Raw genomic sequence first — 19,512 nt, forward strand, 5'->3', positions numbered from 1 at the left:
TGTCACGCCACAAATCCCGAGCCAATCTCGAATCCCTGTGGGAGCTGGCTTGCCAGCGATGAGGTCGGCACATTCAATATTGATATTGGCTGACCCACCGTCATCGCGAGCAGGCTCACTCCTACATTGGTTATTTGTCACGCCACAAATCCCGAGCCAATCCCGAATCCCTGTGGGAGCTGGCTTGCCAGCGATGAGGTCGGCATATTCAATATTGATATTGGCTGACACACCGTCATCGCGAGCAGGCTCACTCCTACATTGGTTATTTGTCACGCCACAAATCCCGAGCCAATCCCGAATCCCTGTGGGAGCAAGCTTGCTCGCGAAGGCGTCAGCACAGTCAGTATCATCATTGCCTGACCCGCCGCTTTCGCGAGCAGGCTCGCTCCCACAGTTTTTGCATCCATCCAAGACCCGATTCCACCCTCAAATCCCAGGCACAAAAAAGGGGACTTTCGTCCCCTTGCGGTACACAGCTTCGAACCTCAGTAAATATCCTTCGACAGCAACGTAAACGGTGTCTTCACCAGGATCTTCAGATCCAGCCACAACGACCAGCTATTGATGTACTGCAGGTCAATCTCGACACGCCTCTGCATCTTGTCGATGGTGTCTGTCTCACCCCGGCAGCCGCTGATCTGGGCCAGCCCGGTGATCCCCGGTTTAATCCGGTGACGCGCCATGTACGCGAGGATTTTCCCCGAGTAGTAGTTGTTGTGCGCGACGGCGTGCGGGCGTGGGCCGACCAGGGCCATGTGCCCCTGCAACACGTTGAACAGTTGCGGCAGTTCGTCCAGCGAAGTGCGGCGAATAAAGCGGCCGACTGCGGTAATGCGCGAGTCATTACGGCTGGCCTGCTTCACGTCACGGTCATCGTGAACACGCATCGAGCGGAACTTCCAGACTTTGATCACCTTGCCGTTCCAGCCATGGCGATCCTGTTTGAAAAACACCGGACCTGGCGAGTTGATCTTCACCGCCAGCGCAATGATCAGCAGGATCGGGCTCAGCGCGATGATCGCCAGAAACGCCACGGTTTTTTCTACCAGACTCTTGCTCAAGGCAGCGGTAGGGCGACTGGTCAGCGGGCTTTCGTTCAAGTAGATCGCCGGCAGGCCGTCCACGACCTTCACCGAGTGATTGAGCAGGGTCAGACTGTTCAAGTCCGGCACCCACACCACGTCGACGTTGGCACCCAGCAAGTCACCATAAATCGCTTCGATTTTCGCGGCTTCGCACAGCGGCAGGGTGATGTACAAGCGGCGGATATCATGGGTTTCGATCAGCTCCAGCAACTGTTCCTGATCACCCACTACACGCGGAGCATCCGAACCCAGTGCAGACACATCACCATTGCTGACCAAACCTACCAGCGGCAGGTTTTCCAGTTGGCTGAGCTTCTTCGCCAGACCCAACGCCAGTTCGCCGGTGCCGACGATCAGCGTCTTGTGTTCGCTTTTACGCGACCGTTGGTAGTACTTGGAAAACGCATGCAGCGGCGCGTAGAGAAACGCCTGACCGAGGAAGCCATACACCGCCCAGCTCAGAATCACCTGCCGCGAAAACAGCTCATCGGCCTGGCAGACAAAAGCGATGCACGCCAGCGCCGCCATGGTCATCGACCAACCCATGAACAGGCGACCGAGACCGGTCAGGTAGTTGTCGCGCTTGCGATAAACACCGCTAAACGTATACGCCGGCACCGACGCCAGTACCGCCAGGGTTGCACACATCCGGTAGTAGAACGCGACCGTCCCGGTGTGCTGCTCGGCGAGTATGAACAGCAGCGTCACCACAAAGCCTTGTGCCAGCGCCCATTGGCCCCAAAAGGTCAGTCCCTTGAGGCCTGTGCTTCGATTGATACTTAAAGAAAGATCCATACGGTATCCCCAAAAGACGTCCATTCAGGTTTCAACAGTTGAAAACCGAGTTGTTATGCAGACTTATTGTTTTTGTTGTAGCGAGTGTCCTGAGGTAACAACATCGATATGCCGAACTGTCGTCAGTCAATAGACTAAGTTATTGGCTGGAATGGTGTCTGACGAGTTCTAACAAGATGGCACAGTGCCAACTTTTTAATAATTAAATAAAAGGGTGTTAGAAAAGGTCGTGGAGCGAGGGGTGAATAAAGTGTGTTGTATTTGTTACTGTTGGAGGGTGGAGGCAGGGAATATTTACTTCAGGGAGGAAGACCAAGCCAAACAGAGTGCTCTTGTTGTTTTTGTAATCGCACTTTTTCTGTTTGTTCTGTTCGTGGAGGTTTTGCGGGTTACGCGACGACTTCCTGAATCAGGCAATAACCGCGGTTTCTGACGGCACGAAACAGTCGCTCACCATTACTGGCGCTTTTGAATTTGTCTTGCAGGCGACTCAGGCACATTTCCAGGCCGCGATATTGTTCCGGTTCTCGACCGATGCTGAGAATCAGCTCGTCACGACTGACAACACGCTCTTCATGGCTGAGCATTTTTCTGACCAGTGCTGTTTCCAGGCCAGTCAGGCTGATTTCGACATCTTCTTTGACCAGTGCACCCTGAGCCGGGTCGAGATGCCAGGTTTCATTGCCGGGCATATCACCTTCAACGGCAGGTGGCATGTTGCGGGACTCCCCGGTAATGACCGGGACATTCTGGAAAGGATTAGCCGATTGCGCGGCGCGCCATTCGGACTCGAGCGTGGCCACTATTCGCTGAGTATCGTGTTCGATACTGCGCGGGATATTTTTTCGACTGATGCCTGGATATGTGAACTCCATCACCATTGGAGCGGAAGAGGGCGAATCAACCCCTTCAAACGAATTGAAACGTTCACTGGACAGCATGCTCTCCAGTTCTCGTTGCGACGTTGTACTGTGAGTCACGACAACAAAATATTTCCTTGGGAGGGTTGTACTAGTTTCCATGTCTCTCTCCTGAATACATACCAAAATTGGCTAAAAGATAAATCGGCAGGCGAGCAATGACTTCCTCGGAAGTAATCGATAGGCAGGGTCTGGGCCCAAGATTGGCCCTCGATAAATTCCACTCGATCTGCTGCTATGTTATGGAGTTTTATTGTTATGGGGCGTGTTGTCGCGCTCATTCAATTGCTTGATTTCAAACAGGCGTGAAGCAGAACGGAAGCTATATGGTTGCATTAGACGATCCTTCGTACGTATGCAAATGGGATGGCTGCCCGAGAGTCAGGCAGTCGATATCAGACCCCGCAGCAGGCGATAGCCATAGCCGCGAATGCTCTGAATCGCGTTTGTACCATACATGTCCTTGATTTTTCCACGCAAGCGACTGATTGACTTCTCCAGCGCTCGAGGGTCGTAGAAATTGGTGTTGAGGCCCATGATGCTGGCGATTTCATCATGGCTCAGAATGTGATTACTGGTTTGCGCGAAGGCTTCGAGGATCTTCATTTCGGCAAACGAGATATCGAGTTTCTTGCTGGTGCCCATCAGGCAGATACGCGTCGGATCAAGCGTTAGATCGATATCGCGTTGCCATTCTTCGCTGTTGAAGAACTCGCCCAGCAACTCGGCGCCATCGTCGGAAAGGGTATTGAGCTTGATACAAACATCCGCGCCAGCCAGATAATATTTGATCTTGTTGAAGGCGCCGCGACCGGTGATGACCGCGCAAATGATCGGTTTCAAGTTGTCGCTGCGCAGGTTCTCGACCAGGGCAAGATTTTCTTCGAGCGCCTGAGGGCTGTCGATAACCAGGAAGATCGCTCGATACGAACCAGACTGTTCATTCAACTGATATGAACTAGTGTACGCGCTGGCTTCGAGCGCCATATCGGTACGTATATGCTGGGCGACTAGCGCTTTGAAATGTTCAGCCACGCCACGGGTACGACCCAGAGTAAGAACACCAGGTTCGTCGTTTGTCGGGCGCGGGCTTCTAGTCGCTAAGTTCGCTGAGAGCATCATGCATTGACTCGAATTAAGTGCTGACATCGGGATGTTAAAGCACCGGTTCTCATCTGTGACTGACAATTGGTAACATTCACGCGATTTTTAGACGTGGCTCGCGAGTTTTCTAACAATAATTAAGCTTTTCAAGCTTTTAGTTGATTTTCTCGGAGGGGTGAACTACTGCTTAGATGGTGGCGATATGCAATGGTGCCACTATTTTGAGCTTATTGCGATAGCCTTATCCGTGTCCAATTGCCACTGTCTGGCCATCCTAGAATAATGTGATATTGATCACACTTTTTTGTCAGAGCAACTTTTTTCTGCAAAAAGGCCTAAATATTTTCTGCGTAGTTCGTCGGCCGACGATTACTAACATGGCTTGAGTGTGTCTTTTAATAAGACGTAATCTTTGTGGCTGATGAACTTTTGCGTTTATGTATGTCAATGGTCTCACTGCAGATACTCAACCCCTGAGTGTTATTACCCGGTCGCTCATCAAGAGCGCTCTGACGGAGGATTAATGGATTTCTGGACCCTTTTCCAGGTGTTGATATTAGGTGCGGTAGAAGGCCTGACCGAGTTCTTGCCGATCTCGAGTACCGGCCACCAGATCATCGTCGCCGACTTGCTGGAATTCGGCGGCGAACGCGCCATGGCCTTCAACATCATTATTCAACTGGGTGCCATTCTTGCCGTCGTCTGGGAGTTTCGACCGAAGATCTTCCACATCATCAAAGGCCTGCCTACCGAACGTAATGCGCAACGCTTCACCCTCAACTTGCTGATCGCTTTTCTGCCCGCCGTGGTCTTGGGCGTGTTGTTCGCCGACGCGATCCACGAATACCTGTTTAACCCGATCACCGTCGCCGTGGCACTGGTCGTCGGCGGCATCATCATGTTGTGGGCCGAACAGCGCAGCCATGTGATCAGCGTCGAACACGTCGACGACATGCGCTGGTCCCACGCACTGAAAGTCGGTTTCGTACAATGCCTGGCGATGATTCCAGGCACCTCGCGCTCCGGCTCCACCATCATCGGCGGTCTGCTCTTCGGCCTGTCACGCAAAGCCGCCACCGAGTTCTCGTTCTTCCTCGCCATGCCCACCATGGTCGGCGCCGCCGTGTACTCCGGCTACAAATACCGCGACCTGTTCCAGCCCAACGACCTGCCAGTCTTCGCCCTCGGCTTCGTCACCGCATTCATCTTCGCCATGATCGCCGTGCGCGGCTTGCTCAAGTTTATTGCCAACCACAGCTACGCCGCGTTCGCCTGGTATCGGATCGCGTTTGGTTTGTTGATTCTGGCAACGTGGCTGTTTGGCTGGGTCAACTGGACCGCCGCCGCAGCCGCCTGATCACTGGCTGCTGATCAACGCCGCAACGGCGAGATCGTTTAATGTCGAATCCGCCGACTCCTGGCGAAAGCGCTGCAGGGCCGAGGTGAAATAAGCGGCCTGCAGCATGCCGTCGCTGGCCAGATAGAGTCGCGCATCTTCCTGTTCTTCAGCAGAGTAAACACGTTTATGGCTGTCGGTCGTTTCCTGGCTAGACGAAATAGGCGCGAGGAATAAAGACACCAGGGTGAAGCCGGAAAACTGTGTCACCTCCCACGGCGTATCGGTACGGCCCATACAAAAGCCATCGCAGTGCGCATAAACGTCGGAAGTGAAACTGAACAAGGCGAGGAGGGTGAAGCGCTTGAAAGCAGAAAAAGTAAACGCGGGCATAAACAAAAGACATCCTGTCAGTACAACAAAACAGCGGGCAACGCTCATGCGTCGCCCGCACACTCAAACCATCAATCAACGACCTTCAAGCAACTCAGCCGCCTGATCCAGCAACGCCAGCGGATCCTTGGCCTTGTGAATATCCACCGACAACAACTGACGGAATTTCCGCGCCCCCGGGAACCCCGTGCCCAAGCCCAGCACATGGCGCGTGATGTGATGCATCGCCCCACCGGCCAGCAAATGCTCGGCTATATAAGGACGCAACTGCGCCAACGCCTCAGCCCGACTGATCACCGGCGCCGAACTGCCAAACAACTGCTGATCCACCTCCGCCAGCAAATACGGATTGTGATAAGCCTCACGCCCCAACATCACACCGTCGAACGTCTGCAAATGCTCCTGGCAAGCCTCCATCGTCTTGATCCCGCCATTCAGCACAATCTCCAACTCCGGAAAATCCGCCTTCAGCTGCGCCGCCACGTCATAGCGCAACGGCGGAATGTCACGATTCTCCTTCGGCGACAACCCCTCCAGAATCGCAATCCGCGCATGCACGGTAAAACTGGTGCACCCGGCATCGCGAACAGTGCCGACGAAATCGCACAGCTCCGCGTAACTGTCCCGACCGTTGATGCCGATGCGGTGCTTTACCGTTACTGGAATCGACACCGCGTCTTGCATCGCCTTCACACAATCCGCCACCAGTTGCGGATGACCCATCAGGCAGGCACCGATCATGTTGTTCTGCACACGATCGCTTGGGCAGCCGACGTTAAGGTTCACCTCGTCGTAGCCGTGTTCCTGGGCCATGCGGGCGCAGGCAGCCAAATCCAACGGAACGCTACCGCCCAACTGCAACGCGAGAGGGTGCTCGGCTTCGTTGTGACGGAGGAAGCGCTCGTGATCGCCGTTGAGCAGCGCACCGGTGGTGACCATTTCGGTGTAGAGGAGGGCGTTCTTCGATAGGAGGCGTAGGAAGAAACGGCAATGGCGGTCAGTCCAATCCATCATCGGTGCGACGGAGAAGCGGCGGGAGAGTGGGGCGGGTTGTAGAGGCATTGGGGGAATCTGGATCAGAGGGGCGAAGGCGAGGGAGTTTATCAGAAATGGGGTTGGGCAAAATCTCAAGTGTTGCAATTGTGTAGTTACATTCGCTGATGGGGCTGACACTGAATGTCTGAGTATGGTGGTCTGCCCCATTTTTTTATAACTGTGTAGTTAAGGGAGGCTAATCCAGTTTTTACTGGCAATGGAGTTGATTATTGGAAAGCTGTAGGTTTTCATGTTGGGGTATTTCTGTTTTGCATCTGTAATAAGTTCGTTAAGTGGTTTCTTAAAGGATGAGAGTACTTTGATGAAGTCCCATACGACTTTTTCGTCGACAGCTTGATGTGGTGTGTTATGTATGGTTAGTAATATTCGCTGCAGAGCGTATTTCGGAATTGTGTTTTGTAAAATGGCAAATAAGTTAATGGCGGTGTAAAGCTCTTGGTTTATCGCGGGTGTCGGAGTGCTTGTCTGGCATGAGGTGGATGTAGTGGTATTGCTGGAAATTGTTCTGGTTGTGGGTATTGAGAGGTGTTGAATCGGGTCGATGAGCGCAGGAAGCTCTTGTTTTATTATTTTTAGAAAGCTTTGTGCGCAGCTTTTTCCTACTGAAAAAAATCCTTCGTCTTTTGCGACTGTTTTGCTCTGGTAGTGAAAAATAGTGTGCTCGCCCTCAAGCTCCCTGCAGCACCCTTGAATTGTTTTGCCAGGCATTAACGCAATTCTCGAGATGACATTTATAGTGTATGTGCTGCAGATTTTGTTCTTTTTTGCGTCGCCTGTGCAGTTGTCTGTCAGATGAGTCATTTATTAATCCTTTCGCTTGTTGTAGGTGAGTCTGAAATATCTGGATTTTGCGCTTTGTGCGAGGCCATTTACTTTTGATATTGTTTGCTGATTTCCTTCCAGATGTAGCCGTATCTAAATTCCAGCCAGCGAATTAGTAGTTTGTCTCTTTGTCGTCGAAAATAGCTGCTTTCTCGAGCTTTTAATGTTTTTTCTATATCGGATTTGAGGTTTTCTAAATTGAAGGCAGACCATATTATTGGAATGACAGTTTCAAGATTGGTATGACAGACTGGCGCAACCTCATGATAAAGAATTCGTTTTATTTCTTCTGGGTCGTATTCTTCGGTTTGACGTGCAATAGCTTCGTAATCAACCTCTGTATCAACAAAAGCGTCGGATAGCGCCCAATAAACGTAAGCGAGTTCCTCATCCGTCATTGAACGTTCCATGTCAAAAACTCCTCCAGTTCCTCATCAAAACTATCTGCCACATAGTCGCCGAGGATGCCTCCGGCTACGCTTCCCGCAATCACAACAGCGATTGCGCAAACTGGGGCGGCGGGACCGCACAGCATTGAGATACTCAGTCCGGCCAACGCGCCACCGGCGGCACCGCCACCTAGAATAATCCCTTGGCGACCGGCTTCTTTAGTTTTGTTGTCAGCTTTGTAGATTTCTGAGGCTGCGAAGGCAGCGGTGATGATCCAGGCGACTTTTCCCGTAACCTTCATCATCTTTGTGCCACGAGTCACTTTTGCGTTGTCTACCCCCGATTTTTTCAGGATCAGATAATGGACTTTAGATTTTTCTAAATCTGTCAAAAGGTCAAATTTTTTCTTGAATAATGAGTGGGCGTACTTATCTAGAGTGGTTTGCAATGTTGGGCCGTTGAGCTTGATGTATTCAGCAACAGCAACGCCTTGAGCGGAAGTGAATTTTCGATGTTCGCTCATGATGTTGTTACGCATTTCTTGGCAATATGCGACGCCATCCTTTGCGGAAACATTTCCTGCCAAGACTTCGCTCTCAACAAGTCGAGACATTTCCTTGATCTTGCTCTGATATTTCAATCGAGTGTCGGCGTCCTTGATAGCGTCAGTGGCAAAGCGTGCTGCTGCACCTTCCATCCCAGCAATCGCCATTTCTAGAGGCGAGCTATGTAGGTCGTGCTCTCTTTTCAAGACGTAACTGCCCGTGATGAGCATGGGTTCTGTCATGAGATGTTCCTTATCTCTGAATTTTGCCGAGAATAGTTTCTAGAAGGGACGGGCCGTTTTGGAGCTCATCAGTTCCGTAATCGATCGCGGTACAGGCTTTACCCGTCGGGTTGGAAAATTTCACGGTGTTTTTAGCGTCGAACACGCCTTGCATCTTCGACCCATCTTCAAAATGAGCTACGCAAGAAAGTCCTTCGTAACTTTCGGCAGCCGAGATCTTGAAGCCAATCCAGTTTCCATGAACGATCATCGGGATAGGCGGGATAAAGGACGCAGGTGTATGCGAGTTACCAATGATCACTGTACCTGAGCCGCCAATGACAACGTCGCCATGACTTCCGGTAGTGCCAACAAGCGCAGCATTCTTGCCATTGATAAATACCGTGCCAGACACAGCTGAGGATAGTGCACTGCCACAGGTGCAAGTGTCGTCCTTTCGAGCAGATGCCAGCCCATCAAAAAATACATCGGGGGACCCGGAGGCGATGGCTTTCGCGCCGTGCCCGGGCATGGGGCAACTGGTGGGATCGGTAATGCGTGCGGCTGGCTTTGCCATGTTTGACTTCCTGTCATCGAATTAACCGTTGCGACTGTATCAGACTTACTTTGCTCGATGTCTGACGGCGAGGCGCTCGGATTTTCGTGAATTTATACAGCAAAGGCGGCGCTTGTTTAAGTAAGTTGAGGCGGTGTCGTCCAAGACCTACAACACCTTGCGCCACCCCCTACACGTAAGACAGAATCCCCCGGCTTGTGCGTCTAGCCCGCAGGTTCTATCGTCCCCACATCACTGAAAACCAGTGATCGGGTTTGGTAGCCCGCTTCGTGTCTAGATGCATTGCATCACCAATTTCAGTCGCTTCCTCAGGACTCGGATTTCATGGTGGTCATGCGTGGGGCCCATTCGTGGGCGCCGGGTTCTAGTGCGACCGGTCTACCAACCCGCGTATGGCCGCCACCCATCGTTTGGTAGCGTGGGTGATGGCTCCTTTTAGTAATCGCGCTAGAGGTTCCATCTATGTTCAAAGTAACGCCCAACCCACCAGAAACCGATCCGGCATCCCCGTACCAATCTCCCAATTCCAAAAAACTCCACGAAGCCGCCGAGCGCGCGCTCGATCACTACCTCCTTCCCGCCGGCCACATCATGGCCAGCGTCAACGAGCCCGAGCGCATGTACCTCGCCAACCCCAAATACGACTCGGAATCCCTGCTGGCCAATGCCAGTGAAACTCTCAGTTCCGCCTCGGAAATGCTCAACAACTTCGCCGCAGCACTTGACCCCTCGCACCGCAAAACCGCGCTGGGTATTGCGCAGGTAGTGATGTTGGGCGAGTTGGCGGTGAATCAGGCGTTGGATAACGTTGAGGTGAAAGCGTAAATCAGCCCCCTTTGTGGTGAACGGCTCAGCCGTTGCCACGGAGGGGCTGTTCGCGCTGGGCAAAGCAGCCGGGAGGAGGGCGTGGAAATGGACAGGGTGATGGCCATTTAGTAGCATTCCGCGCCTTTACTCAGGAGTCGCCGCACCATGGAAGCTACATCGTCCCGAGCTTGGTACAACACACGTCCCGCCGTTGTCTTCATGACCGTTTTTTATTGCTTTGTCGTGTTGATTCAGGCCGGCCTGTGGGTGGCTCATGACGGGTTTCAACAAGCGCGGGAAGGGGATATTTCGTTTCTGATGCTGCTGAACGTCTGCGTGGTGGCATTGTTGATGTTTGTCGGCGGCTTGCTGTTGCTGGCGAGAAAGAAGATCAGTTCTCTGTGCTTTGTTCTGGCGTTGATCCTGGGAATTGCCTTCTCTCTGTCGCAAATGAACAGCGGTTCGGTTGTGCATCTGCTGACTCTGCCGATGTTCAAGGAATATGCACTGGTGTTTGGTATCTGGGTGTACAGCCTGCAATTGCGTACGACCGGTTATTTTTCTGCTAAATAACCCCCTCTGCATTGCCCGTAGCGCCCTATTGGCTCAATAGGCCGGGCGCTTGATTGTCAGCTATTTACGTGAAGAGAATTTATGTCTGCTCCTGATAAGCCGAAGCTGCCGCTGCAAGCATTCGTGATGTCGTGCCTGGTGGCCGGCTGGGGTCTGGTGTACGCCGGTCAGGTGAAGTGGGCGGTGCGTGTTGCCGCTTTGCTTTATCTGGGTGTGATTTTACTCGGTGTCTGCGGGGTGCCTGCCACGCCAGTGGGCCTGTATGTCTTCGCTACGTTTATCGTCCTGGTGAAGCTCGGCTCGGCCACGGCAGCTGCGATATCGGTGCGTAGAAACGACCATCCGGTGAACAGCCCCAGCACCCGTTTCCATGTGCTTTACGTGGTGGCGCTGGTCATTCTCACGCTGATTCTTTTGGGGCCATTGAGAGGTCCGACGCTGGGCTTCAAGACTTACTTCATCCCCTCTGGCTCGATGGTTCCGACCCTTTCGATCGGTGACTATATCGTCACCAAAATGCGCATCGACGCGCCGCAGGTGGGCGACATTGTGACTTATCGCTACAACGGCACGGAGGCGGTCAAACGTGTGGCGGCAGTGGGTGGCGATACCTTGTCGATTGTTGATGGTAAGGTCATTCGCAACGGCGAAAACATGGGGCTGTTCTTTGCACCGCCAGAGCGCGTGAAGAATCCTCGTTATCTGCAAACGCCGCCGACGGTGGTCGAGAAAGATCATGTTTATCTGCTCGGTGATAACCGCGACAGCAGTAACGACAGCCGCTTCATGGGCCAGGTCGCACTCGAAGACATTACCGGTAAAGTCACCGGAATCTGGTACTCATCCGATCGGTCGAGGATTGGCACAGCCTTTCAGTGAAAACAAAAGCCGTCACCTTAAGGTGACGGCTTTCGCTTGCAGATCTAGCCAAACTGACTCGCCGACTCAACCGCAGATTTCGGCTTCCTCAACCGCGTCAACTGGTAAGCAATCCCCAGCCAGACAAACCACCCCGGCATCACCATCAGCGCAATCCGCGTATCAGGCCTCAACGCCAGCAACCCCAGCACAAACCCCAAAAACGCCAACGAAAACCAAGCCATCGGCACGCCGCCGGGCATCTTGTAAGCCGATTTCGCATGCAGATCCGGACGTTTTTTGCGGTAGGCGATGTAAGACGCAAGGATGGTCGACCAGGTGAAGATCACCAGAATCGCCGACACGGTGGAGACGATGGTGAATGCGGTCATGACTTCCGGCACGATGAACAGCACCAGCACGCCGACCAGCATCAATAGCGTGGTAAACGCCAGACTCAGCAGCGGCACGCTGTTGCTCGACAGTCGGCGGAATAGGCCGGGCGCGTTGTCTTGATTGGCCAGCCCGAACAGCATGCGGCTTGATGAGAACACGCCGCTGTTGGCCGAGGATGCCGCTGAGGTCAGGACCACGAAGTTGACGATACCGGCCGCTGCGGGAAATCCGGCGACGAGGAACAGTTCGACGAAGGGGCTTTTGACCGGGGAGACTTGCTGCCACGAGGTCACGGCGATAATGCAGGTCAGTGCCAGCACGTAGAACAGGATGATCCGTAGCGGAATCGAGTTGATCGCTTTCGGCAGGGTCTTCTCCGGCGAGCGGGTTTCGGCGGCGGCGGTGCCGATCAGTTCGGTGCCGGCGAAGGAGAAGATCGCCATTTGAAATCCGGCGAAGAAGCCGAACAAGCCGTTGGGGAACGCCGCTTGTTTGTCCACCAAGTGACTCAGGGACGCGGTGACGCCACTGGGCGAGACGAAGGAGCTGGCGATCAGCACGGTGCTGACGCCGATCAGGGTCACGACGGCAATGATCTTGATGATCGCGAACCAGAACTCCACCTCACCGAACAGCCTGACGGTCAGCACGTTTAGCGCGAACAGGGTCGCCAGCATGCCGACGGCGGGTATCCACGCCGGTACGTCGGGGAACCAGTACTGGAAGAATCCGCCGACCACGACGGCATCGCCGATCACCGCCACGCTCCAGCTCAGCCAGTACGACCAGCCGAGAAAGAACGCTGCGCGTGGGCCGAGGTAGGCGCCGGCGAAGTCGGCGAAGGTTTTGAAGTTGAGGTTGGACAGGAGCATTTCGCCCATGGCGCGCATGACGAAAAACACGAACAGGCCGATGATCATGTAGATGAGGATGATCGACGTCCCGGAGAGGGCGATGATTTTCCCGGAGCCCATGAACAGGCCGGTCCCGATGGCACCGCCCATGGCCATTAACTGGATGTGACGATTGCTGAGCGTGCGCTGCAGCGCGGGCTGTTCAGGCAGCCCGGAAGGGGTCGATTTCATTGCAAAACCTCTTGATTTTATGTTTTTGAGTTTTGGCAGAAAGTAGGTGTCGAGCGTTCTTGTTAGAGGTGCAGCGGCTGATCACAAGGTGAGTCGCCCCCTGTGGCTTGGGGGCTGTCATGACCGATCAACTGACGGTGCGCAGACGCGAGGTTTTGGCCGGTTGCGGATCCAGCAGTTGGAAGAGGTTTTTGATGTTGGCCGGCGTCGGCACCAGGTGGATGCGCTGGCCGATTTGCTGTGCCTGAGCCAGGTCATTCAGGTAGCGCAGAGAGGAAAAGTCTTCCAGGGCAAAACCCACCGAATCGAAGACCGTCACCTGCGCATCGTTTTCGCGTCCGGCGACTTCGCCCTGCACAATGCGGAAAAACTCGATCACCGGGGAGTCGGCTGCCAGTTGCTGAATGTCGCCTTCAATGCGCGTCTGCGGCTCGAATTCGACGATGACCCGGGCGTTGCGCAGGATGTCGGCGTGCAGTTCGGTTTTACCCGGGCAGTCACCGCCGACCGCGTTGATGTGCATGCCGGGCTCGATCATTTCGGGGGTCAGAATCGTTGCGTAGGCTTTATCGGCGGTGACCGTGGTGACGATGTCGGCGCCCTTGACCGCGTCCTTCACCGAGCTGGCCAGAATCACGTCGATGTCCGGGTACGCCGCGAGGTTGTGCTTCAACTTGAGTGAAGCGTCGTGATCGATATCGAAGATGCGGATTTCAGTGATGCCCAACATTTCATGAAAGGCCAGTGCCTGGAATTCACTTTGCGCACCGTTACCGATCAAGGCCATCGAGGTCGCACCCGGGCGAGCCAGCGATTGCGCGACCAGCGCCGAGGTAGCGGCGGTGCGCACGGCGGTGGTCAAGGTCAGTTCGCTGAGCAGCGTGGGATAGCCACTCTGCACATCAGCCAGAAGACCGAAGGCCATGACCGTGAGCAAGTTCTGCTGGCCGTTGTTCGGGTGGCCATTCACGTATTTGAATGAGTACTGCTGGCCGTCGTCGGTGGGCATCAACTCGATCACGCCGTCTGCCGAGTGATTGGCCGTGCGCGGCGATTTATCAAACTGTGCCCAGCGTGCGTAGTCCGCTTCGATGTAGCCGGCCATTTCGCGGATGGCGCGGCGGATACCGATTTGAGTGAACAGGCGTGCAGCATCATCGACATCTATAAAAAGCGTCATGTTTTTATTCTCCGATCCAGTCATTGAAAGGTTGTAGAGCGGCGGGCGGCTCAGCTGCGTTTGCTCTCGAAACCGTGCAGCACGTTGACGGCATTGATGCCGATCTCATCGACCATGTAGCCGCCCTCCATGACGAACAGGGTCGGGCAGCCGACGCTGGCGATCAGTTCGCCGATGCCGATGAAGTCATCGCTTTCCAGCAGAAAGTGACTGATGGGGTCGTCCTTGAAGGTGTCGACACCGAGGGAAATCACCAGCACTTCAGGGGCGAACTGCTGGAGTTTTTTGCAGGCGTGGAGCAGGGCGTTGCGGTAGCTCTCCCAGGTGGTGTTTTTCGGCAGGGGATAGTTGAGGTTGTAACCCTCGCCGACACCCGCGCCGACTTCGTGGCTGTACCCCGAGAAGTACGGATAGGACACCGCCGGTTCGCCGTGCAACGAGACGAACATGACGTCGCTGCGCTGGTAAAAAATGTTCTGCGTGCCGTTGCCGTGATGGAAGTCGACGTCGAGCACTGCGACGCGTTTGGCGCCTTGGGTGATGGCTTGTTGCGCGGCAATGGCGGCGTTGTTGAGGTAGCAATAACCGCCCATGTATTCGCGCGCGGCGTGATGGCCGGGCGGACGGCACAGGGCGAAGGCACTGTCGTGGCCTTCATCGATCAGGGCCAGGCCGGTGAGGGCGATGTCGGCGCTGGTTTTCACCGCTTGCCAAGTCGTCGCGGTAATCGGCGAACCGGCGTCCATGGCATAGAAGCCGAGCTTGCCATCGATGAAGGTCGGCACCTCTTCTCCGGCCAGATCGCGCACCGGCCATACCAGCGGCAAGGCATCGTGAGTGCGACCGGTTGCGCGCCATTCGCTCCAGGCACTTTCGAGAAAACTGACGTAGCGCTCGCTGTGCGCGTTGACGTAGCACGAGCGATCAAACGCGCGCGGTTCGACGATCTGCCCGAGGCCGACCTGTTTGACGCGGTTATGCACGGTGTCGGCGCGACTCGGTTGCTCGAACGAAGGTTTGAGCACGCCGTCTTTCAATTCGGTGCCGTGGTGCAAACGGTGGGAATCACTGAAAACTGTAAACATTCTGCGCATCCGTTATTGTTGGCCAGTGCAAATATTCTGTTCCGGCTTGGCTGCGCTTTCTTTGCTTTGTTTTCGTGGTTTGGTCGATTATTCGGGCGTTTTTACTCAGGAATGGCGGCATGCAGAAAAAAATATCCAAATGCATCAGCCTCGACGAGACCGACCTGGCAATTCTTGAGTTATTGCAGGAAGACGCCAGCATTTCCAACGCTGAACTCAGTGAGCGGCTGTCGCTGAGCCTTACGCCGTGCTGGCGGCGGCGCAAGCGCATGGAGGAGGCGGGGGTCATCAAGGGCTATCAGGCCAACCTTGATCGGCGAATGCTCGGGCTGGATATCATGGCGTTCGTGCACATTCGTTTTTCCACCCACGCCGACCACGCGCCGGACGCCTTCGAGGCGGTGATTGCGCAATTGCCGCAGGTGGTGGCCTGTCACAAAATTACTGGCGATGCCGATTATGTGTTGCAGGTGTTGGCCGAGGATCTTGATAGCTACAGCGACTTCATTGAGCAGGTGCTCAGGCGTCAGGTGGGGATTGCCTCGATTCAGTCGAGTCTGGCGTTGCGCGAGGTCAAGACTGGGAGCCGGATTGCGATTCCCAAGCCAGCAAGGGACTGAGTCGGCAGGCGCCTGAATCAGCATTTTCAGCCTGGTTTTGCGCCAGTAGCGATGTGCCATAAATCATGATGGCAGTGCGCCATCACGCGGCTCAAAAAGTTCAACGATTGTACAAAAATATAAAGTTGTACAAGTTTTCGCAAAATTACTAGCATCCCTCCAGATACCTTTGCTGAAACGATAAATCCAGCGTGCAGACCCTCTGTTTGCGACGTGACGGGTTTGTCTGCCGATGCTCGCGTCGGGTTTCTTCTCGACGCCTCAACAGCATCCGCATTTTGCATTTCCGGGACAGCTGGAGCGTCCCGTATTACGCCTTGGATGACGACCCCCGAATGTCTGGACGGTGACTGTGGTTACCGGAGATCAATTTTTTGTGCCTGGCGTTTCGCGTCAGGGCGTTGAGGCTGAATATGGCAGTTGCATCGAATTTCCTGGGTGACATCAAGGTTTCCCGCAAGCTGGGGACCGGCTTCGGCATTCTTCTGCTGGCCGTTTTGGCGGTTGCCTTCATTGGCTATAACAGCAACAGCGTGCTGGTTGATCGTTTGAGTACGACGCGTCTGATCGGCACGTTGAATGACGCGACGCAAGATATGCGTCTGTCTGAGAAACAGTACGAAGCCGCGGCTGACGCAGTGTTCGCCGAGTCCTATAACGCGCAGTTGAATGTCTTGCAGGGCCTGGTGAGCAAGGCGCTGGACACCTTGACCCGCGCTGAGAACCAGCAAGCCCTGAAGGCTTTGCAAGCCACGATTGTTGCCTACGACCAGAAGGTCAAACGGCTGATCGCTGCTGATCAGTCGACCACTGATGCTCTGAAACCGCTGACTGCGCTGTCGGACAAGTACGCGCAAACTTTTGCCGGCATGCTTGAAACCACCACGACCAATGCGCTGGCGTCTGCCGATGGCGAACGCGTTCGGGATCTGCGCACGCTGGCCGACTTGCGCAATGGCATGACCACGTTTCGCCTGATGTTGCGTCGTTACATTGCGGTGCCTAACGACGCGAACAAAAAACTGATGATGGAAACCATCGATACCTTCTTGAGTGATATCACCAAGGCGCGTAGCAACTTGCCGGCGACCCTGTCGAGTCAACTGGAAGATGCGCATGCCGGGATGCGTCGTTATCGCGAAGTATTGGTGGAAGTGGCCGGGCTGTTCGAGCAGAAACAGAACATGCGCGACCAGGTCGACCAGGAAAGCAAGGCGATGGACAAGATCATGAATGGCCTGATGGACACCCAGCAGCGCCTGGCGCGTGAAGATCAGCACTCAGCCTTTGTTCAGATCGCCGTATTGACCGTGTTGGCGCTGGTGATCGGGCTGTTTGCTTCGGTGGTCATCTCGCGCCAGATCACTGCACCGCTGGCGCTGACGGTTGAACTGGCTCGACGGATTGCCAAGGGCGATCTGACGGTACAGGCCAAATCAAACCGCAAAGACGAGTTGGGCGATCTGCAAAATGCGATGCAGGACATGGCGCAAAACCTGAACACACTGGTGCAAGGTATCGGCAATGGCGTGACGCATATTTCCACTTCTGCGGAAAAGCTCTCGGCCATGAGCGAGCAGACCAGCGCTGGCGTGCGTCAGCAAAAAAGCGAAGTGGATCAAGTCGCAACGGCGATGCACGAAATGGCCTCGACCGTGCAGGAAGTTGCGCGTAACACCACCGATGCCTCCGCTGCCGCGACCCTGGCCGATCAACAGGCGCGCCACGGCAGTACGGTGGTGAAGCAGGCGACGTTGCAGATCAGTGAACTCGCGGTGGCCATTGAAGAGTTGGGCGGCGCGATGAACGTGCTGTCTCAGGACAGTGAGCAGATCGGCAAAGTGATCGATGTCATCAAAGCCGTCGCCGAGCAGACCAATCTGCTCGCGTTGAACGCCGCAATCGAAGCCGCGCGGGCGGGAGAACAGGGGCGTGGGTTCGCCGTGGTGGCAGACGAAGTGCGCTCGCTGGCTCAACGCACGCAGGACTCGACCAAGGAAATCGAAGCGCTGATCGTCACCCTGCAACAAGGCGCGCAAGCGGCCTCGACACTGATGGCCTCCAGCCGCGAGCGCACCCTCGATACGGTGGTGTTGGCGCAGAAGGCCGAGCTGGCAATCACCGAGATCAACCAGTCCATCGGTACGATCCAGGAGATGAGCCTGCAAATCTCGGCCGCTGCCGAGCAGCAAAGTGCCGTGGCCGACGAAATCAATCGCAGCATCGTCAGCGTACGGGATGTGGCTGACCAGTCGGCGGTTGCCAGTGAGGAGAGTGCGGCTGCGACGGTCGAGTTGGCGTCACTGGGGCAGGACCTGCAGCGAATGACCGCGCATTTCCGCACCTGATCATTTGTATGTAGAGCACGCGGCGCCTTCAAATATTCAGGCGCCGTCGGGCTGCAGTTGTCGCCTGGTTTGCAGATGAGTCAGTCCTGCGGCTGTTTATTAACCGCCATGGAAGGTTACAACCCGTTATCAGAGGGTGTCATGACCGACTTTCCAAAATCATTCGCGTCTGCCGGAGGCTGCCAGGGCTGTAAGAGCAACGGCATGCCGGACATGGATTTTGCCTTCGCCTTTCAGCCCATTGTGGATCTGCGCGATCAAACGACGTTTGCCCACGAAGCGTTGGTTCGAGGCGTGAAGGGTGAAGGTGCCTTGTCTGTCCTGGAGCAGGTGGACGATCAAAACCGTTATCGATTCGATCAACTGTGTCGTGTGCGGGCGATCTCCACGGCGGCTGAGTTAGGGATGACGCAGTACCTGTCGATCAATTTTTTGCCGAATGCCGTTTACCGTCCAGAGATGTGTATTCGCAGCACGCTGGAAGCGGCGCGCACTTACGGCTTTCCGCTGGAGCGGCTGATCTTCGAAGCAGTAGAAGGCGAGCACGTTGAAAGCAACAAGCATTTGATGACTATCTTGCGTGAGTATCGCGAGTTTGGTTTCAAGACGGCGATCGACGACTTTGGCGCAGGCTATTCCGGCCTTAACTTGTTGGCGGATTTTCAACCGGACTTGATCAAGCTGGATATGGCGCTGATCCGCAATATTCACCGTGACCGAGTGCGCCAGATCATCGTGCGTAACGTGGTGAACATGTGCAGAGAGTTGGGCGTGGAGGTGATCGCCGAAGGCATAGAAGATGCCGAGGAACGAGATTTTCTCGCCGATTGCGGTATTTACTTGATGCAGGGTTACTGGTTCGCCAGGCCTGCCTTCAAATCATTGGCGCAGATCCCGACGAGTGCGTGGCTGAAGAGCTGATCGCTTTCAGCTCGCACTGATCCGCTCGATAACTTGGCTCAGCGCCGGACGTTTGTTGAGCCATTCAGCGTTGGTAATCTCCCTGGCGATGAGCAAAGTTTCATCTTGCCGGGTGCGGCGCAGGCCTAGGATGTTCAGACAAGATCGTCGCTGTTCATCCCGAGGGGAATCGTGCCATGCGCCTTAATGTCGTCAAAGTGCTGTTGATCGCTGCTGCAGTATCGGTGTTGAGTGCCTGTTCCGGCGCGGGTGGTTTGACCACCACCAGTTGCTTCTCCAGCGACTGTCAGTCGCCGGAGGGGCGCAACGCCAATACCTTGAAGTTCGGCGGCAACAGTATCGGCAGCAGTCTCAATCAGTACAGCTCCGGCATGTTGCATGACGATTGAGGA

At 54.8% G+C, this 19,512-nt stretch carries 20 protein-coding genes and 1 pseudogene; 9 read left to right on the plus strand and 12 right to left on the minus strand.

Going from position 1 to position 19,512, the window contains the following annotated elements:
• Nucleotides 1-488: 488 nt before the first annotated feature.
• The 3 genes from AC0ZWN_RS04425 to AC0ZWN_RS04435 form a co-directional block, all read right to left on the minus strand.
• On the minus strand, nucleotides 489-1,883 hold the full coding sequence (locus AC0ZWN_RS04425; RefSeq protein WP_186624445.1) for an undecaprenyl-phosphate glucose phosphotransferase: 1,395 nt from the start codon (nucleotides 1,881-1,883) through the stop codon (nucleotides 489-491).
• Nucleotides 1,884-2,272: 389 nt separating this feature from the next.
• Nucleotides 2,273-2,905 (minus strand): winged helix-turn-helix domain-containing protein, encoded by a 633-nt coding sequence (locus AC0ZWN_RS04430; protein WP_093433774.1) that lies wholly within the window; start codon nucleotides 2,903-2,905, stop codon nucleotides 2,273-2,275.
• A 279-nt stretch (nucleotides 2,906-3,184) separates the two neighbouring features.
• Complete coding sequence (locus AC0ZWN_RS04435) at nucleotides 3,185-3,925, minus strand: winged helix-turn-helix domain-containing protein (protein WP_476334160.1); 741 nt, start codon at nucleotides 3,923-3,925, stop codon at nucleotides 3,185-3,187.
• A gap of 505 nt (nucleotides 3,926-4,430) precedes the next feature.
• On the opposite strand from AC0ZWN_RS04435, the gene AC0ZWN_RS04440 reads away from it, so the two are divergent.
• The gene (locus AC0ZWN_RS04440) at nucleotides 4,431-5,264 is read left to right on the plus strand and encodes an undecaprenyl-diphosphate phosphatase (protein ID WP_476334161.1); all 834 of its coding nucleotides are present in this window, start codon (nucleotides 4,431-4,433) and stop codon (nucleotides 5,262-5,264) included.
• Here the strand turns inward: AC0ZWN_RS04440 and AC0ZWN_RS04445 are convergent, their stop codons facing one another.
• The 6 genes from AC0ZWN_RS04445 to AC0ZWN_RS04470 form a co-directional block, all read right to left on the minus strand.
• Complete coding sequence (locus tag AC0ZWN_RS04445; protein WP_476334163.1) at nucleotides 5,265-5,684, minus strand: DUF2388 domain-containing protein; 420 nt, start codon at nucleotides 5,682-5,684, stop codon at nucleotides 5,265-5,267. It lies immediately after the preceding gene.
• 27 nt (nucleotides 5,685-5,711) lie between these two features.
• On the minus strand, nucleotides 5,712-6,698 hold the full coding sequence (gene dusA / locus AC0ZWN_RS04450; RefSeq protein ID WP_476334164.1) for a tRNA dihydrouridine(20/20a) synthase DusA: 987 nt from the start codon (nucleotides 6,696-6,698) through the stop codon (nucleotides 5,712-5,714).
• A gap of 159 nt (nucleotides 6,699-6,857) precedes the next feature.
• Nucleotides 6,858-7,493 (minus strand): hypothetical protein, encoded by a 636-nt coding sequence (locus AC0ZWN_RS04455; protein WP_476334166.1) that lies wholly within the window; start codon nucleotides 7,491-7,493, stop codon nucleotides 6,858-6,860.
• Between the two features lie 68 nt (nucleotides 7,494-7,561).
• Nucleotides 7,562-7,924: a DUF7079 family protein gene (locus tag AC0ZWN_RS04460; protein WP_476334167.1), complete on the minus strand. Its 363-nt coding sequence runs from the start codon at nucleotides 7,922-7,924 to the stop codon at nucleotides 7,562-7,564.
• Nucleotides 7,909-8,691 (minus strand): hypothetical protein, encoded by a 783-nt coding sequence (locus AC0ZWN_RS04465; RefSeq protein WP_064120710.1) that lies wholly within the window; start codon nucleotides 8,689-8,691, stop codon nucleotides 7,909-7,911. The genes AC0ZWN_RS04460 and AC0ZWN_RS04465 overlap by 16 nt, the downstream gene beginning before the upstream one ends.
• 10 nt (nucleotides 8,692-8,701) lie before the next feature.
• Complete coding sequence (locus AC0ZWN_RS04470; protein ID WP_476334168.1) at nucleotides 8,702-9,247, minus strand: PAAR domain-containing protein; 546 nt, start codon at nucleotides 9,245-9,247, stop codon at nucleotides 8,702-8,704.
• Between the two features lie 462 nt (nucleotides 9,248-9,709).
• Here AC0ZWN_RS04470 and AC0ZWN_RS04475 point away from each other — a divergent pair, with 462 nt between their 5' ends.
• From AC0ZWN_RS04475 to lepB, 3 genes are all read left to right on the plus strand, one after another.
• Nucleotides 9,710-10,072, plus strand: a complete 363-nt coding sequence (locus AC0ZWN_RS04475) for a DUF6124 family protein (RefSeq protein ID WP_414915707.1) — start codon at nucleotides 9,710-9,712, stop codon at nucleotides 10,070-10,072.
• Nucleotides 10,073-10,273: 201 nt separating this feature from the next.
• A complete protein-coding gene (locus AC0ZWN_RS04480; protein WP_476334169.1) occupies nucleotides 10,274-10,627 on the plus strand; it encodes a hypothetical protein in 354 nt (117 codons plus the stop codon).
• 81 nt (nucleotides 10,628-10,708) lie between these two features.
• Nucleotides 10,709-11,506 (plus strand): signal peptidase I, encoded by a 798-nt coding sequence (lepB, locus tag AC0ZWN_RS04485; protein ID WP_093433792.1) that lies wholly within the window; start codon nucleotides 10,709-10,711, stop codon nucleotides 11,504-11,506.
• A 44-nt stretch (nucleotides 11,507-11,550) separates the two neighbouring features.
• Here the strand turns inward: lepB and AC0ZWN_RS04490 are convergent, their stop codons facing one another.
• From AC0ZWN_RS04490 to AC0ZWN_RS04500, 3 genes are all read right to left on the minus strand, one after another.
• Nucleotides 11,551-12,966, minus strand: coding sequence for an amino acid permease (locus AC0ZWN_RS04490; protein ID WP_105705089.1), 1,416 nt, complete (start codon nucleotides 12,964-12,966; stop codon nucleotides 11,551-11,553).
• 127 nt (nucleotides 12,967-13,093) lie between these two features.
• Complete coding sequence (locus AC0ZWN_RS04495; RefSeq protein ID WP_476334170.1) at nucleotides 13,094-14,146, minus strand: ornithine cyclodeaminase; 1,053 nt, start codon at nucleotides 14,144-14,146, stop codon at nucleotides 13,094-13,096.
• 50 nt (nucleotides 14,147-14,196) lie between these two features.
• On the minus strand, nucleotides 14,197-15,231 hold the full coding sequence (locus AC0ZWN_RS04500) for a histone deacetylase family protein (RefSeq protein ID WP_186624053.1): 1,035 nt from the start codon (nucleotides 15,229-15,231) through the stop codon (nucleotides 14,197-14,199).
• A 119-nt stretch (nucleotides 15,232-15,350) separates the two neighbouring features.
• On the opposite strand from AC0ZWN_RS04500, the gene AC0ZWN_RS04505 reads away from it, so the two are divergent.
• The 5 genes and pseudogenes from AC0ZWN_RS04505 to AC0ZWN_RS04525 all read left to right on the plus strand — a co-directional run bounded on the left by AC0ZWN_RS04505 (nucleotide 15,351) and on the right by AC0ZWN_RS04525 (nucleotide 19,509).
• A complete protein-coding gene (locus AC0ZWN_RS04505; RefSeq protein ID WP_476334172.1) occupies nucleotides 15,351-15,851 on the plus strand; it encodes an Lrp/AsnC family transcriptional regulator in 501 nt (166 codons plus the stop codon).
• A gap of 413 nt (nucleotides 15,852-16,264) precedes the next feature.
• Nucleotides 16,265-17,341: pseudogene (locus tag AC0ZWN_RS04510) on the plus strand (methyl-accepting chemotaxis protein); the annotation flags it as partial.
• Between the two features lie 78 nt (nucleotides 17,342-17,419).
• Entirely contained in the window at nucleotides 17,420-18,199 is a 780-nt protein-coding gene (locus tag AC0ZWN_RS04515) for a methyl-accepting chemotaxis protein (RefSeq protein ID WP_371857719.1), read from the plus strand.
• Between the two features lie 141 nt (nucleotides 18,200-18,340).
• Entirely contained in the window at nucleotides 18,341-19,120 is a 780-nt protein-coding gene (gene rimA, locus AC0ZWN_RS04520) for a S6 modification regulatory phosphodiesterase RimA (protein WP_095124390.1), read from the plus strand.
• A gap of 176 nt (nucleotides 19,121-19,296) precedes the next feature.
• On the plus strand, nucleotides 19,297-19,509 hold the full coding sequence (locus tag AC0ZWN_RS04525; protein WP_016984584.1) for a hypothetical protein: 213 nt from the start codon (nucleotides 19,297-19,299) through the stop codon (nucleotides 19,507-19,509).
• Nucleotides 19,510-19,512 lie beyond the last annotated feature (3 nt).

This window comes from Pseudomonas sp. 3B-A001-10F (genome assembly GCF_056313565.1).